Annotated in this window: 13 protein-coding genes and 1 other RNA gene; 13 read left to right on the top strand and 1 reads right to left on the bottom strand. The window is 58.6% G+C overall.

Translation table 11 applies throughout. The features are described from left to right. Positions 1 to 18 precede the first annotated feature (18 nt). From H585_RS0106170 to rny, 13 genes are all read left to right on the top strand, one after another. Entirely contained in the window at positions 19 to 429 is a 411-nt protein-coding gene (locus H585_RS0106170) for a bactofilin family protein (RefSeq protein ID WP_027367179.1), read from the top strand. Between the two features lie 281 nt (positions 430 to 710). After that, a complete protein-coding gene (locus H585_RS0106165; RefSeq protein ID WP_005989062.1) occupies positions 711 to 1,127 on the top strand; it encodes an ATP synthase F0 subunit B in 417 nt (138 codons plus the stop codon). Positions 1,128 to 1,147: 20 nt separating this feature from the next. After that, positions 1,148 to 1,723 carry a F0F1 ATP synthase subunit B gene (gene atpF, locus H585_RS0106160; RefSeq protein ID WP_027367178.1) on the top strand — a complete coding sequence of 192 codons (576 nt, stop codon included), beginning with the start codon at positions 1,148 to 1,150 and terminating at the stop codon, positions 1,721 to 1,723. After that, entirely contained in the window at positions 1,720 to 2,271 is a 552-nt protein-coding gene (locus tag H585_RS0106155) for a F0F1 ATP synthase subunit delta (RefSeq protein ID WP_027367177.1), read from the top strand. The genes atpF and H585_RS0106155 overlap by 4 nt, the downstream gene beginning before the upstream one ends. 4 nt (positions 2,272 to 2,275) lie before the next feature. Beyond that, a complete protein-coding gene (gene atpA / locus H585_RS0106150) occupies positions 2,276 to 3,784 on the top strand; it encodes a F0F1 ATP synthase subunit alpha (protein ID WP_005989055.1) in 1,509 nt (502 codons plus the stop codon). Between the two features lie 21 nt (positions 3,785 to 3,805). After that, on the top strand, positions 3,806 to 4,681 hold the full coding sequence (locus H585_RS0106145) for a F0F1 ATP synthase subunit gamma (protein WP_027367176.1): 876 nt from the start codon (positions 3,806 to 3,808) through the stop codon (positions 4,679 to 4,681). A 19-nt stretch (positions 4,682 to 4,700) separates the two neighbouring features. Then, positions 4,701 to 6,104 carry a F0F1 ATP synthase subunit beta gene (gene atpD / locus H585_RS0106140; protein ID WP_027367175.1) on the top strand — a complete coding sequence of 468 codons (1,404 nt, stop codon included), beginning with the start codon at positions 4,701 to 4,703 and terminating at the stop codon, positions 6,102 to 6,104. A gap of 6 nt (positions 6,105 to 6,110) precedes the next feature. Beyond that, positions 6,111 to 6,539: a F0F1 ATP synthase subunit epsilon gene (locus tag H585_RS0106135; RefSeq protein ID WP_014259697.1), complete on the top strand. Its 429-nt coding sequence runs from the start codon at positions 6,111 to 6,113 to the stop codon at positions 6,537 to 6,539. 195 nt (positions 6,540 to 6,734) lie between these two features. Continuing rightward, complete coding sequence (gene glmU, locus H585_RS0106130) at positions 6,735 to 8,111, top strand: bifunctional UDP-N-acetylglucosamine diphosphorylase/glucosamine-1-phosphate N-acetyltransferase GlmU (RefSeq protein ID WP_027367174.1); 1,377 nt, start codon at positions 6,735 to 6,737, stop codon at positions 8,109 to 8,111. A gap of 48 nt (positions 8,112 to 8,159) precedes the next feature. Further along, positions 8,160 to 8,336 (top strand): mediator of RNA polymerase II transcription subunit 21, encoded by a 177-nt coding sequence (locus H585_RS23225; protein ID WP_014259699.1) that lies wholly within the window; start codon positions 8,160 to 8,162, stop codon positions 8,334 to 8,336. 15 nt (positions 8,337 to 8,351) lie between these two features. Then, the gene (zapA, locus tag H585_RS0106120; protein ID WP_014259700.1) at positions 8,352 to 8,630 is read left to right on the top strand and encodes a cell division protein ZapA; all 279 of its coding nucleotides are present in this window, start codon (positions 8,352 to 8,354) and stop codon (positions 8,628 to 8,630) included. 8 nt (positions 8,631 to 8,638) lie between these two features. Beyond that, a non-coding RNA gene (ssrS, locus tag H585_RS22370) (6S RNA) lies at positions 8,639 to 8,820 on the top strand. 212 nt (positions 8,821 to 9,032) lie between these two features. Then, positions 9,033 to 10,613: a ribonuclease Y gene (rny, locus tag H585_RS0106115; RefSeq protein ID WP_027367173.1), complete on the top strand. Its 1,581-nt coding sequence runs from the start codon at positions 9,033 to 9,035 to the stop codon at positions 10,611 to 10,613. Positions 10,614 to 10,876: 263 nt separating this feature from the next. Here rny and H585_RS0106110 read toward each other — a convergent pair whose 3' ends face one another. Continuing rightward, the gene (locus H585_RS0106110) at positions 10,877 to 12,733 is read right to left on the bottom strand and encodes a glycoside hydrolase family 68 protein (RefSeq protein ID WP_027367172.1); all 1,857 of its coding nucleotides are present in this window, start codon (positions 12,731 to 12,733) and stop codon (positions 10,877 to 10,879) included. Positions 12,734 to 13,352: the final 619 nt, after the last annotated feature.

Genomic DNA, 13,352 nt, shown 5'->3' with positions numbered 1-13,352 from the left:
AACGGCAAGGGAGGAAGCATGGCCAAGGACGAGATTAATGCATTTTTAGGCGCGGGAACAAGCTACGAAGGCAAGTTGCACTTCGAGGGCTCCGTGCGCATCGATGGCGACTTCGAAGGCGAGGTGTCCAGTGAAGGGACCTTGATTATAGGTCAGGATGCCAAGGTCAAGGGAGTCATTCATGTCGGCCAGCTTGTGCTCTCCGGAAACCTGCGCGGCACTATCGAAGCCAGAGAGAAAGTTGTCCTGCATCGCACTGCGCACCTGGTCGGTTGTGTGAGCACGCCTTCTCTTGTCATGGAGGAGGGCTCGGTGCTTGAAGGTCAGGTCAGTATGGGAACAGTGCCTGCTGAGGCACTGCCGGAGGCTTTTGTAGAGACCGCCGAAAGCATCACGCCTACAGACGAGCAGTCACCAGTTCAGTATTGATCCACTCTTAACGCATAACGGCATCAAAGACGACATTTATAGCGTTGTTCATGTAAGCGCCTGCATTTGCGCTTAATTTATTTATAGCGTAGGCCTATCCTGGATCGGTTATCCGACCCAGGATAGGTCTCGTGAAAGTTGTCACAATCGGCCTGCCACAACGCCTCCGGGCTCGTTTCTCCATGTATCCCGCCGGAAAAAGGTTTTGACAGGGTTCAGAAAAAGGGATAAAGCCCATCCCACTTTGAACCAAAATTCACAACCTTGAGCTGGGGGCGGTCATGATCGATCTGGATATTACATTTTTCATCCAGCTGGTGAACTTCCTGATTATCTGGATGGTGCTCAGCCTCGTCCTTTACCGGCCGATCCGCGGCATTATCAAGAAGCGCTCGGATTACATGGTGGGACAGGTGAGTTCCATCGAGAAGTTCAACGCCCAAGCCGTAGCCAAGGTTAAGGACTATGAGGTAGCCCTGGATGCCGCGCGCAAGACTGGTCTTGATGAGCGCAACCGCTTGAAGGTTGAAGCCCAAGCCCACGAGACCGAGATCGTCGGCAATGCCGGGCGCGATGCAGCTTCCAAGATCTCCGCCGCCAGAGCCGAGATCGAGTCGCAAGTGAAGAAGGCCATGCAGAGCCTGCAGTCCGAAGTGGACAAGATGGCGAAGAAGGCCACTGACAAGATTCTCGCCTAAGGGGCAAGGAGGTAAGGACCTTGAAACGCGTGCAGACGGTGCTTTGGACTCTGCTAATGCTGCTGGCTACGGCCTGCATGGCTTACGCAGCGGAGCAGGGCGGAGGGGAGGCCCACGGGCTGCCTTGGAAGGATTTCTTGTTCCGAGTCGTGAACTTCATCCTGGTTGTGGCCATCATTTGGAAGTTCGCGGGGAAGCAGATCAAGGAATTCTTCACGGGACGCCAGTACCAGATCAAGACCGAGTTGGAGGATCTCGACGCCAGGCGCAAGCAGGCCGAGGTCAAGCTCAAGGAAGTCGAGAAGTCCATCTCCAACATTGAGACGGAAAAGAAGACCATTCTCGATGATTACCGCAAGCAGGGAGAGGCCCTCAAGGCTTCGATCGTTGCGGATGCTCAGCGCAAGGCCGATAATATCAAGGCCCAGGCCGAGACTGCAGTCAGCCAGGAAGTGAAGCTCGCCACCGAGCGTCTGCGCGCCGAAGTTGCTGACATGGTCGTGGAAGCCGCCGAGAAGATGCTCAAGGAAAAGCTCTCGGACAAGAAGCAGCAGCAACTCGTCGATGACTACGTTACAAAGGTGGTGCTCAATTGACCGGGAACATTGTTGCACGCAGATACGCCAAGGCGCTGTTCGCCCTGGGCCAGAAGAAAGGCCCAGCCGAACTGGCGGCCTACGGCAGCGATCTGGCGAAGCTGGCTGAGGTCCTTGCAGCCGAACCCACAGTGCTCAAGGTTTTCAGAAACCCGACCTTTGGCTCGGACAAGATAAAGGCCGTGGCTGTGGCCATCATGGCCAAGCTTGGCGTGGGTCAGGTGGTCAAGAATTTCGTCATGCTCCTGGCTGATAAGGAGCGTTTGGCGAACCTGCCCGAGATCCAGGCCGTTTATGCCAAGCTCCAGGATGAGGCCCAAGGCGTTCTGCGTGGAAAGCTGACCACCGCGATCGCTTTGGACAAGAATCGCCAGGAGCAGCTCAAGGCCTCGCTGGAGAAGAAATCCGACCGCAAGCTGGTCCTCGACTACGGTGTCGACCCCGCCATTATTGGAGGGCTGGTGCTCAAGATCGGAGATCAAGTGCTGGACGCGAGCCTGCGCGCTCAGCTTCAGATGCTGAAGGAAAACATAAAGAGGGGTGAGTAGGGCCATGCAGATCAAAGCAGAAGAGATCAGCCAAATTATCGAGTCACAGATCGAGAATTACCAGGCGCAGGTCGAGATGAGCGAGACCGGCACCGTCCTCTCGGTCGGTGACGGCATCGCTCGCGTCTACGGCGTGCAGAACGCGATGGCCATGGAGCTTCTCGAGTTCCCGGGCGGCGTCATGGGCATGGTCCTCAACCTCGAAGAGGACAACGTGGGCGTCGCCATTCTGGGCGAGGACACGGGCATCAACGAGGGCGACCCGGTCAAGCGCACGGGCAAGATCTTCTCCGTGCCGGTTGGCGACGCTGTCATGGGCCGCGTGCTCAACCCTCTTGGCCAGCCTATCGACGGCATGGGTCCTCTGGACACCAAGCTGACCAGCCCCGTGGAAATCAAGGCTCCGGGCATCGTCGCACGTAAGTCGGTGCATGAGCCCATGTACACGGGCCTCAAGGCCATCGACGCCATGACCCCCATCGGCCGCGGCCAGCGCGAGCTGATCATCGGCGACCGTCAGACCGGCAAGACCGCGGTCTGCATCGACGCCATTCTGGCCCAGAAGAACTCCGACATTCATTGCTTCTACGTGGCAATCGGCCAGAAGAAGGCTTCGGTGGCTCTGGTGGCCGACGTGCTCCGTCGCCATGGCGCCCTTGAGTATACGACCATCATCTCGGCCACTGCATCCGACCCCGCACCGCTGCAGTTCATCGCCGCCTACACCGGCGCCACCATGGCCGAGTTCTACCGTAACAACGGCAAGCACGCGCTCATCATCTATGACGATCTGTCCAAGCAGGCCACTGCCTACCGCCAGATGTCGCTGCTGCTGCGCCGCCCTCCGGGACGTGAGGCTTACCCCGGCGACGTGTTTTATCTCCACTCCCGTCTGCTGGAGCGCGCTGCCAAGGTTTCCGACGACTTGGGCGCAGGTTCCATGACGGCTCTGCCCATCATCGAGACGCAAGCCGGCGACGTGTCCGCGTACATTCCGACCAACGTTATCTCCATCACCGATGGTCAGGTGTACCTGGAGCCCAACCTGTTCAACGCTGGTGTCCGTCCGGCCATCAACGTCGGTCTGTCGGTCTCCCGCGTGGGCGGCGCCGCACAGGTTAAGGCCATGAAGCAGGTTGCCGGCACGCTGCGCCTTGACCTCGCCCAGTACCGCGAACTGGCTGCTTTCGCCGGTTTCGGTTCCGACCTGGACAAGGCCACGCAGCAGAAGCTCAATCGCGGCGCCCGCATGGTTGAGTTGCTCAAGCAGCCCCAGTACCAGCCTCTGCCGGTCGAAGAGCAGGTTGCTGTAATCTTCGCCGGTGGCCGCGGCTACATGGACGACGTGCCTGTTTTGGCCGTGCGCAAGTTCGAGGCCGAGTTCCTTGAGTTCATGCGCAACGCCAAGGCCGATTTGCTTAAGACCATTCGCGAGAAGAAGGCGCTGGACCAGGATGCGGAAGGCAAGCTCAAGGCCGCCCTGGAAGAGTTCAAGAAGGGCTTTAGGGCTTAAGGCCAAAGGAGGGCTTGAGACATGCCTTCCCTGAAGGACGTCAAGGTAAAGATATCTGCGGTCAAGAAGACCAAGCAGATCACCAAGGCCATGAATATGGTGGCCTCGGCCAAACTGCGCAAGGCGCAGGAACGCATCGTGCGCTTCCGGCCCTATGCCCAGAAGTTCTATGAAATGTTGAGCGAGCTGGCCTCGGGCGTCGATGCTTCCACGCACCCGCTTCTCTCCGTGCGTGAAGAGGTCAAGACGACCGGCATCATGCTGGTCACGTCCGACCGTGGCCTGGCCGGCAGCTTCAACGTCAACCTTATCAACACCGCCAAGCGCCTGGCAGCCTCCAAAAAGGCCGAAGGCAAGACGGTCAAGTTCTACTGCGTGGGCAAAAAGGGTCGTGACGCAATCCGCAACGCGGATTTCGAGATCGTGCGCGGCTACCATGACAAGATGAGTTCGGCCTTCGACTTCTCGCTTGCCAACGAGTTGGGCAAGGAGATCATCGGCGCCTACATCGCCGGTGCGTTGGACGAAGTCATCCTGATCTATGGCGAGCTGGAGTCGATTGCACGTCAGACACCCAGATCGCTGACAGTCCTGCCCATCAAGCCTGAAGAGGGCAAGGCCACAAGCGGCCCACGCAGCGAGTACATCTACGAGCCCAGTGTGGTGGATCTGCTGGCCGAGCTCCTGCCGAGGTTCGTCAACGTTCAGGTCTATCGTGGCCTGCTTGACACCTCCGCCAGCGAGCACGCCGCGCGTATGGCTGCCATGGACAATGCGACCAGGGCCTGCGACGATATCGTCGGCGCTTTGACCCTGGCCTACAACAAGGCGCGGCAGACGACCATCACTAAGGAGCTTATGGATATTGTCGGCGGCGCTGAGGCGCTCAAAGGCTAAAAGGGGGCATAAAACCGCTATGGCTAACACAGGCAAGATTGTGCAGGTCATCGGCGCGGTTGTGGACGTGGAATTCCCGGAAGGGAAACTCCCAAACATCCTCAACGCGCTGGAAATCAAGAACCCTAACAACCAGGACGCTCCTGATCTGGTGTGCGAGGTTGCCCAGCACCTCGGCGACAACGTCGTGCGCACCATCGCCATGGACGCCACCGAGGGCCTGGTACGCGGCATGGCTGCTACCGACACGGGCGCGCCAATTGCCGTCCCGGTCGGCACAGCCTCCCTTGGCCGCATCATGAACGTCGTCGGACGTCCCGTGGACGAGCTCGGACCCGTCGCAGCCAAGGATTTCTGGCCTATTCACCGTCCGGCTCCTGCCTTTACCGAGCAGTCGACGAAGGTCGAAGTGCTCGAGACCGGCATCAAGGTCGTTGACTTGCTCATCCCGTTCCCCAAGGGCGGCAAGATGGGCCTGTTCGGCGGCGCCGGCGTGGGCAAGACGGTTATCCTCATGGAGATGATCAACAACATCGCCAAGCAGCACGGCGGCAAGTCGGTGTTCGCTGGCGTGGGTGAGCGTACTCGTGAGGGCAACGACCTTTACCACGAAATGAAGGACGCCGGCGTTCTGCCGAAAGCGGCCTTGATCTACGGCCAGATGAACGAACCCCCAGGAGCCCGTGCCCGCGTGGCCCTCACCGCCCTGACCGTCGCCGAGTACTTCCGCGATGTGGACGGCGAGGACGTGCTCCTGTTCGTCGACAACATCTTCCGCTTCACGCAGGCGGGCTCCGAAGTGTCGGCTCTCCTTGGCCGTATGCCTTCCGCGGTGGGCTACCAGCCGACCCTGGGCACCGACCTTGGCGCGCTGCAGGAGCGCATCACGTCGACCAACAAGGGCTCCATCACCTCGGTGCAGGCCGTGTACGTGCCTGCTGACGACTTGACCGACCCGGCGCCTGCCACCACGTTCGCCCACTTGGACGGAACGTTGGTTCTCTCGCGCCAGATCGCTGAGTTGGGCATCTACCCTGCCGTGGATCCGCTCGACTCGACCTCGCGCATCCTGGACCCCAACGTCCTGGGCGTCGAGCACTACGGAACGGCGCGCGCTGTTCAGCAGATCCTTCAGAAGTACAAGGACCTGCAGGACATCATCGCCATCCTGGGCATGGACGAACTCTCGGACGAGGACAAGATCACGGTTGCGCGCGCACGCCGCATCCAGCGCTTCCTGTCCCAGCCGTTCCATGTGGCCGAGGCCTTTACCGGCCGTCCTGGCAAGTATGTGAAGCTTGAGGATACCATCCGCGGCTTCAAGGAGATCATTGAGGGCAAGCACGACACCCTGCCTGAGTCCGCCTTCTATATGTGCGGCGGAATCGAAGAGGCTGTCGAGAATGCCAAGCGGCAGGGGTAACCCCCTATGAGCAACCAGATTCAGCTTGAGATAGTCACTCCCGACCGCAAGGTGCTCTCGGAGAAGGTGGACTACGTGGGTGCGCCCGGCATCGTGGGCGAGTTCGGCGTGCTGCCGAACCACATCCCGTTCCTCTCCGCCCTGGGCATCGGCAACCTGTACTACAAGCTCGGTGGTAAGACGCATTACGTCTTCATCGCCGGCGGGTTTGCAGAAGTCGGCCCGGATCGGGTGACCGTATTGGCTGAGATTGCCGAGCGCGCTGCCGAGATCGACGTGGAGCGTGCCCGCAAGGCCAGGGAGCGTGCCGAGTCTCGGCTGCAGAAGCGTGCCGAGGACGTGAACTTCGCACGTGCTCAGGCCTCGCTGCAGCGGTCCATGGCTCGTATGCGTTGCCGCTCGTCCGCCGAGGGCTCCGGCACCTGCTCGCTTTAGACAATTGACCCCACGGCAGGTCTTCCCTCGGGAATGACCGCCCTGGCATGCACAAAAGGGCAGGCCCCGGAGTTCTCCGGGGCCTGCCTTCTTTTTGCTTTACAATCGCTACCGCCCTTCCGTACACAGGCTGAACGCGTAATCCATCGTGAGTTGCGATTATATGATCAGCACAGCGTTTTGCCGGAGGCGGAATTGAGCTTTCCTGAGTCCATACATGCACTTGTGCTTGCCGCGGGCAAGGGTACGCGCATGCGCTCGAATTTACCTAAGGTGTTGCATACGCTTCTTGGCGAGCCAATGCTTTGGTACATTCACCAGACCCTTGAGAAACTCTTCGGCGACAGGGTGCATACTGTAATCGGTTGCGGCGCGGACAAGGTCCAGGCCGCTTTTCCGGAGTGCCAGGGCCGTTTTGTTCTCCAGGCCGAGCAGCTCGGCACTGGCCATGCCCTGCAGGTAGCCTGGGAAAGCATCATGTCCCTTGGCCTGCGCCATGTCGTCATAGTTAATGGCGATACGCCTCTGTTGCCCGCGAATCGGGTTCAGCAACTTGTTGATGCCGCTCTTACGGAAAATGCAGCACTGGCTTTCCTATCCATTACTCCGTCCGATTCAGGGGCCTACGGCCGTGTCTTGCGTGGCGATGACGGCGAGGTCACGGCAATAGTCGAGGCGAAGGATTACGACGTGGCCGCGCATGGGCCTGATCGGGGCGAGGTCAATGCAGGGATCTACTTCCTTGATATGCAACTGATGGCTCCTCTACTGCCTTTGCTCAAGAATGAAAACAAGAGCGGTGAATTTTACATTACCGATCTTGTCAATCTCGCCGTATCGCAGGGCCTTTCCGTAACGGCGGTAGAATGTGGAGAGCAGCCCGAACTCATGGGCATCAATTCGCCCTTTGAGCTGGTATGTGCCGAAGAGCGACTGGCTGCCGCAATTGCCGCGGAGTGGCTGCAGAAAGGCGTTCTCGTGCGCAACCCCGGTTTGGCGCGCATTGGTCCCAGGGTAGCCCTGGAGCCTGGAGCTGAAATCAGCGGGCCGTGCGAGCTCTATGGTCGTACTGTCGTGCATTGCGGAGCGCGGGTGGATTCGAATTGCGTCGTGCGTGACAGCGAGTTGGACTCGGGTGCCCACCTCCGCCATTTCAGCCATGCCGAGGGTGCTCGACTTGGCCCTGGAAGCATTGCCGGGCCCTATGTGCGGCTTAGGCCGGGAGCTGTTCTGGAAGAATGCGCCCATGCGGGCAACTTCGTGGAACTGAAGAAGGCTGTGTTGGGTAAGGGCGCCAAAGCCAACCACCTGACCTACCTGGGCGATGTCGAAGTGGGCGAGGGCACGAATATCGGTGCTGGCACGATCACCTGCAATTACGATGGCAAGCTGAAGCACAAGACGGTTATCGGCCGGAAAGTTTTTATCGGCAGCAATACGGCCCTGGTTGCTCCGATCACTGTTGGCGATGAATCTCTGGTCGGGGCCGGTTCCACCTTGACTAAGAATGTGGAGCCTGGCGAGTTGGCAATTGCGAGACAGCGACAGAAGAACTTGAAGCGCAGGAAATAGCTCGTCGCCGCTATTGATTTGCGACGCGGAAATGGCTAAATTTTCGGTATGGAAATAATTGAGCAACTTGCCAATCGTATAGAAGAGCTGCTCCAGCGTAAGCGCGAGCTTGAGCAGGAGAATCGTCAGATGAGGGCTGAGCTTGAGGATATCAAGCGAGGAAGAGAGGAGATTTTGGCTAAAGTCAACGGTCTCCTACAACGTGTTCAGGAAGAAACGTTGTAGGAATTATGCACTTGCATGTCCCGTTATACCTTGACCGTTCTGGGGCTTGAAATCTCCTTTGTCACTGACGCAGGAAGTACTCGGATCTATGATGCCCGTGATCATGTTGAGAAACAATACAGCCTCTTAAATCAAGATGGGAAGAACCTTAGCAAGGAGAAGCTCCTTACCGTCCTGGCTTTAAGTTTAGCGGACGATTCCCTGCAGTCAACCCAGAAGCTGCGCGAGTTTGAAGAAACGATTGATCGGCTTTTGGAGAAAATAGACTTGGCAAACGCCAAAGCGGCTTTATAGTTGTGTTGGTCTCCCTGGGGTGTGCGTGATTGTCATGTTTCTTTCTGAGCCAATGACGACATAACGGGTGCTGCTCCCGTCCGGGCCCGTGCGCAGCCCGCGAAAGCGGGAAAGCCTGACGGCCTGGCAGCGGCGCCCACCTGGTAAGCCAGGTTCAAAAGAACTGACGACACGGCTCCCTGGGGTAGCCATATAACGACACCGGTCGTTGCGAAATATATGCGAGCCTTCCGCCAAGTCTACCATGCCCGCGCACGGGATTACCCCGGCTCCTCCTAGACTGCATATCGTCGCCTTTATCATATTGCGAAATGCGGCTTGGCCATGGCCCTGCCCAACGCGAACGATCACTCCAACCCTAGCGCAGGCGGGGCAATGCCTGTTGCCATATAGGAGGTGCGCATGAGTTTTATATCTATTCTACTGATCCTGGTCGGAGCAGCCATCGGCGCTGCGGCTGGTTATGTCCTGCACAAGGCTATAGAGTCCAGGCGGTTGCGTGATGCCAAGGATTTGGCTGAGCGAATCCTCGACGAAGCTCGCAAGGAGGCCCAGGCCTCCAAGAAGGAAAGCCTGCTCCAAGCCCAGGATGAGATCTATAATCAGAAGAAGGAGCTGGAGGGCGAGTACAAGGAGCGCGAACGGCAGCTCAAGAGCAAGGAAGGCAAGCTCGCCGATAAAGAGGTCAAGCTCGCCGAGAAGGAAGAGCGGCTGGAGAGCAAGCTCGAAAAGCTGGCCCAGAAGGAAATCAGCGTTATTGATTTCGAGAAGAAGCTCACCAAGCAGGAGCGCCTGCTGGCGGATCGGGACGAAGTCATCGTGCAGCGGGAGGAGGAACAGGCTCGCAAGCTCGAGGAGATTTCCGGCCTGACCCAGGAAGAGGCCCGCTCGCGCATCATGCAGGATATCGAGGACAAGACTCGTCACGAGGCGGCCAAGATGGTCCGCACCATCGAGATGGAAGCTCGCGAGATGGCCGACAAGAAGGCCAAGGAAATCCTGGCGCTTTCCATACAGCGTTACGCCGGCGACTACGTGGCCGAGCAGACGGTCACGGCCGTGAGCCTGCCTTCGGAGGACATGAAGGGGCGCATCATCGGCCGCGAGGGGCGCAACATCCGCGCTCTGGAGGCCGCCACCGGCGTGGACCTCATCATCGACGACACGCCCGAGACCGTCATTCTGTCGGCCTACAGCCCGCTACGGCGCGAAATCGCCAAGCAGGCTCTGGAGCGGCTCATCACCGACGGCCGCATCCATCCGGCGCGCATCGAGGATATCGTCAAGAAGGTCGAGCAGGAGATGGAAGTCAAGCTGCGCGAAATCGGCGAGCAGGCCACCTTCGATGTAGCCGTGCACGGCATCCATCCCGACATCATTCGCCTGCTGGGCCAGTTGCACTACCGCACCAGCTTCTCGCAGAACGTGCTGCAGCATTCGCTTGAAGTGGCCTCGCTGTGCGGCATCATGGCCGCCGAGTTGGGCCTGGACGAGAAGAAGGCCAAGCGCGCTGGCTTGCTGCACGATATCGGCAAGGCCGTGGACCACGAAGTCGAGGGCCCGCATGCCATCATCGGTGCTGACCTGGCCAAGAAGTACGCCGAGTCCAAGGAGATCATTCACGCCATCGCCGCGCACCACGAGGACGTTCCGCCCAAGTCCATTCTGGCCGTGCTCGTGCAGGCGGCGGACTCCCTGTCCGGAGCCCGTCCCGGTGCGCGCAAGGAACTGCTGGAGAATTACGTCAAGCGGCTTGAGGACCTGGAGAACGTGGCCAAGGACGTGGAAGGCGTGTCCAAGGCGTTCGCCATCCAGGCTGGCCGCGAGATCCGGGTCATGGTCGATGCGGACAAGGTGACCGACGACAACACGTACCTGCTCTGTAAGGACATAGCTCATAAGATCGAGGAGAATCTGACCTATCCAGGCCAGATCAAGGTCACGGTCATCCGCGAGAAACGAGCCGTGGAGTACGCCAAGTAGCACTGCAAACACTAGTTTGCCAGATCGTATGTACAGAGGCCCCCGGTTGAACCGGGGGCCTCTTTCATTTCATAGCGCCGACAGGGCTGGTGTGCGGCTGCTGGTATCTGTCTAGAATGACGTCAACCGTGCCTATCCTGGCAAGGCAAATTCGCCGGAGTCGCGCCGGCGTGAATGCAAACGCATCTCACAAACGCGTTTTGCGTTGGTTTTGCGGGATATCGTTTGCACGACAGTCAGAGCTTCCATGATCGCCGTCAGGGTTAATTGTTGCCGGATGTAGTTCCATCATCCGCATCATCGTCGGACTGATCGGGTGGGCAGGGGAAAGTGCCCGGCTGGCAGACTTCGCCGACAACGAGTTGCGTCGTGTTATCAGTGACATTGTCAGGCGTCATGAGCTGCGCCGTTGGGCACAGCGTGCCGCCGAAGGCATCGAAGCGCTCCTGCTCCGTAAGCTCGTCCACTCGTTCGGCCTCGACCTCGGGGTAGAGGGCAAAGGAAAGCACGGAGAGGTCAGACGTGGTCAGGCGGCCATAGCACTGCAGAGGCGCCGTTTCCGGATTTCCCAGGACCAGTCCGCTTCCATTGATCGGCGTGTACTGGCCGATAAGCTCCTCGGACGTGAATCCGTACAGAGCGGTCCAGCCTTGGATGTCGGGAGCGAATGAATCGGAGTATGCGTTTGCGAAGAGGTGATAGATATTGTCCCGGAATATGAGGTGGGGTTGGTCGAGCATCTTGGTGATGCAGGAGGCGTGGAAGAGCGGGGGAAGAAGTGTCCAGTTCTGCGTGGAGTTGTCGCCGTTATCGTTGGTATCATCGTCACCGTTGTTATCATCACCGTTGCTGTCATCGTCCCTGCGGGCAATACCCACGGCGGCGTTGAAGCGGTCGCGGTTCTCGCAGTCATCGGTCTGGGTGAAGTCGGGGCTCAGGTCGCCGGAGAAGATGATGTAGTCGTCACCGGTTTGGGGATCGGTGAAGAAGAACGGGTCGCGGAAGGCGTAGGTCCGCTCGGGTGCGATGCCCTGCTGGGAATCGTCGTCGCCCACATCATCGCCGGTGCCGTCGTCAGTGCCGTCGCCGTTGCTGCCATTGCCGCTGTCACCGTTATCCGTTCCGCCGTTCTGGTTGTTGATCTGCTGCTCGGCCTGCTGGGCGGTCTGGTACATCATGCCTTCAGGTTCAAGTATGATTTCGTGTTCGGACCAGTTGCTGAAGATGGGGCCATCAGGACCGACCGTCAGGTTCGCCTCGGCAAGGGCGATGCTCTGGGAACGTATGGTGATCGGTTCGCCGACATCACCGTCTCCGTTTCCATCACCATCGCCATCCTGACCGTTCTGATCGCCAGGGCATTCCTGCCCATTCTGACGCACGGAGCCGTCCGGGCATTCCGGAGTATCCGTTCCGTCGCCGTCGCCGTCGCCGTCGCCATCAGGCGTGTCCGGTTCGATCTCGCCCACAGCGGTGTAGAAGATGCTCAGGCGGCAGTCGTCAATCACCGCGGAACCGGCCCATTGTGCGTCGCCCAAGGCGTCGCCTTCCGGGAACAGCTCGCCGCCGTCGGTCCAGGTCATTCCGTCCTGGCTATAGTAGTAGCGGATGCGCGCCTGCTCGTAGCGATCCTCGGGATCCTGCACCGAACCGTCAGGTACGGCCAGCGAGAAGAAGATGAAGTATCCATCCACCCTGGCCAACTCGCCGTCGGGCCGCATCAGAGGCCAAGTCTCGAAAGTCCACTGGTCGGGGGAGTATTGGTCGGGGAAGAGATCGTCCCGCATGATGGGTGGAACCGTGTTCTCTTCCGGAACGGGCTGTATGCCCATGGCATCCTCAAGAAGCCATGAGGAGACCTCGGCAGTGTCGTCCTGCCTCGCCACGGCCACTGACTGGTCATTTTGTCCGACAGAATCCGACTGCACTGTCGGAACATCATTTACAAGCCAGCCAGGCAGATCAGTTGCTTGGGCAGTAGTGGTAAGCATTGGAGGAGCAGGAAGTGCAATAAAAGCAATGAATAGAAATGCAATTCCATAATTGGTAAGGCGTTTCCTCACTCCATTAGCCAGCTTGACAATGATTGTAGCGGTTTTCTCCCTGTGTGTAATAGACATGTTCCTGCACCTTTGCTGTTGATTAAGGTTAATGAAACATTAGCCACCAGCCCTGTAAAGATAATGTGCGGACATTTGATATTTGCAGTTATTTCCTAAAATGAAATGAATAACAGCGTCCATTTGGGCAGGCATACCCGCCGAGTAAGTGTGGCGCCGCTCGCTTGATTCGATGGAAGCGGGAAAGTGCTTCAAGATGGCTATAGGATTGGCGTGAGGGGAATGGCCCTAGGCCGTAGCGTGGCAGATAGACGCTGAGAGTCAAAATGGATATGTTTTAGGTTGTCTCCCATTGATACAGTTTGTTGGGTGAATTTGAAACATAATGGCTTGTTGGGCAGTTAATTGAATGCGCTTGCCAAGAGGCGTAAGAGGCGAGCCTTGGGGCGGGAATCGGGAAATCGCAAGCGTACACCTTGAAATCCTAATGGGATCGAGTTGGCCTCCTGTCGCAGGCCGCATGTCAGGTTTGCTCCGGCAGGCCTAAGCAGGCGCGAAAAGGTGGATAGCTGCACGCTTCCGCATGGCGGAGAACTTGGCGTCGATGAGCCGAGCGGCATACGGGCTCATGCCCTGACTGTCCATTGGCGGCCTTACGCTGTTTGCGTGGTCCAGGAAC

Source organism: Desulfocurvibacter africanus subsp. africanus DSM 2603, from assembly GCF_000422545.1.
GTDB lineage: Bacteria > Desulfobacterota > Desulfovibrionia > Desulfovibrionales > Desulfovibrionaceae > Desulfocurvibacter > Desulfocurvibacter africanus.
Note: the sequence above shows the minus strand (reverse complement) of the source record. Positions and strands in the feature narration are given on the sequence as shown.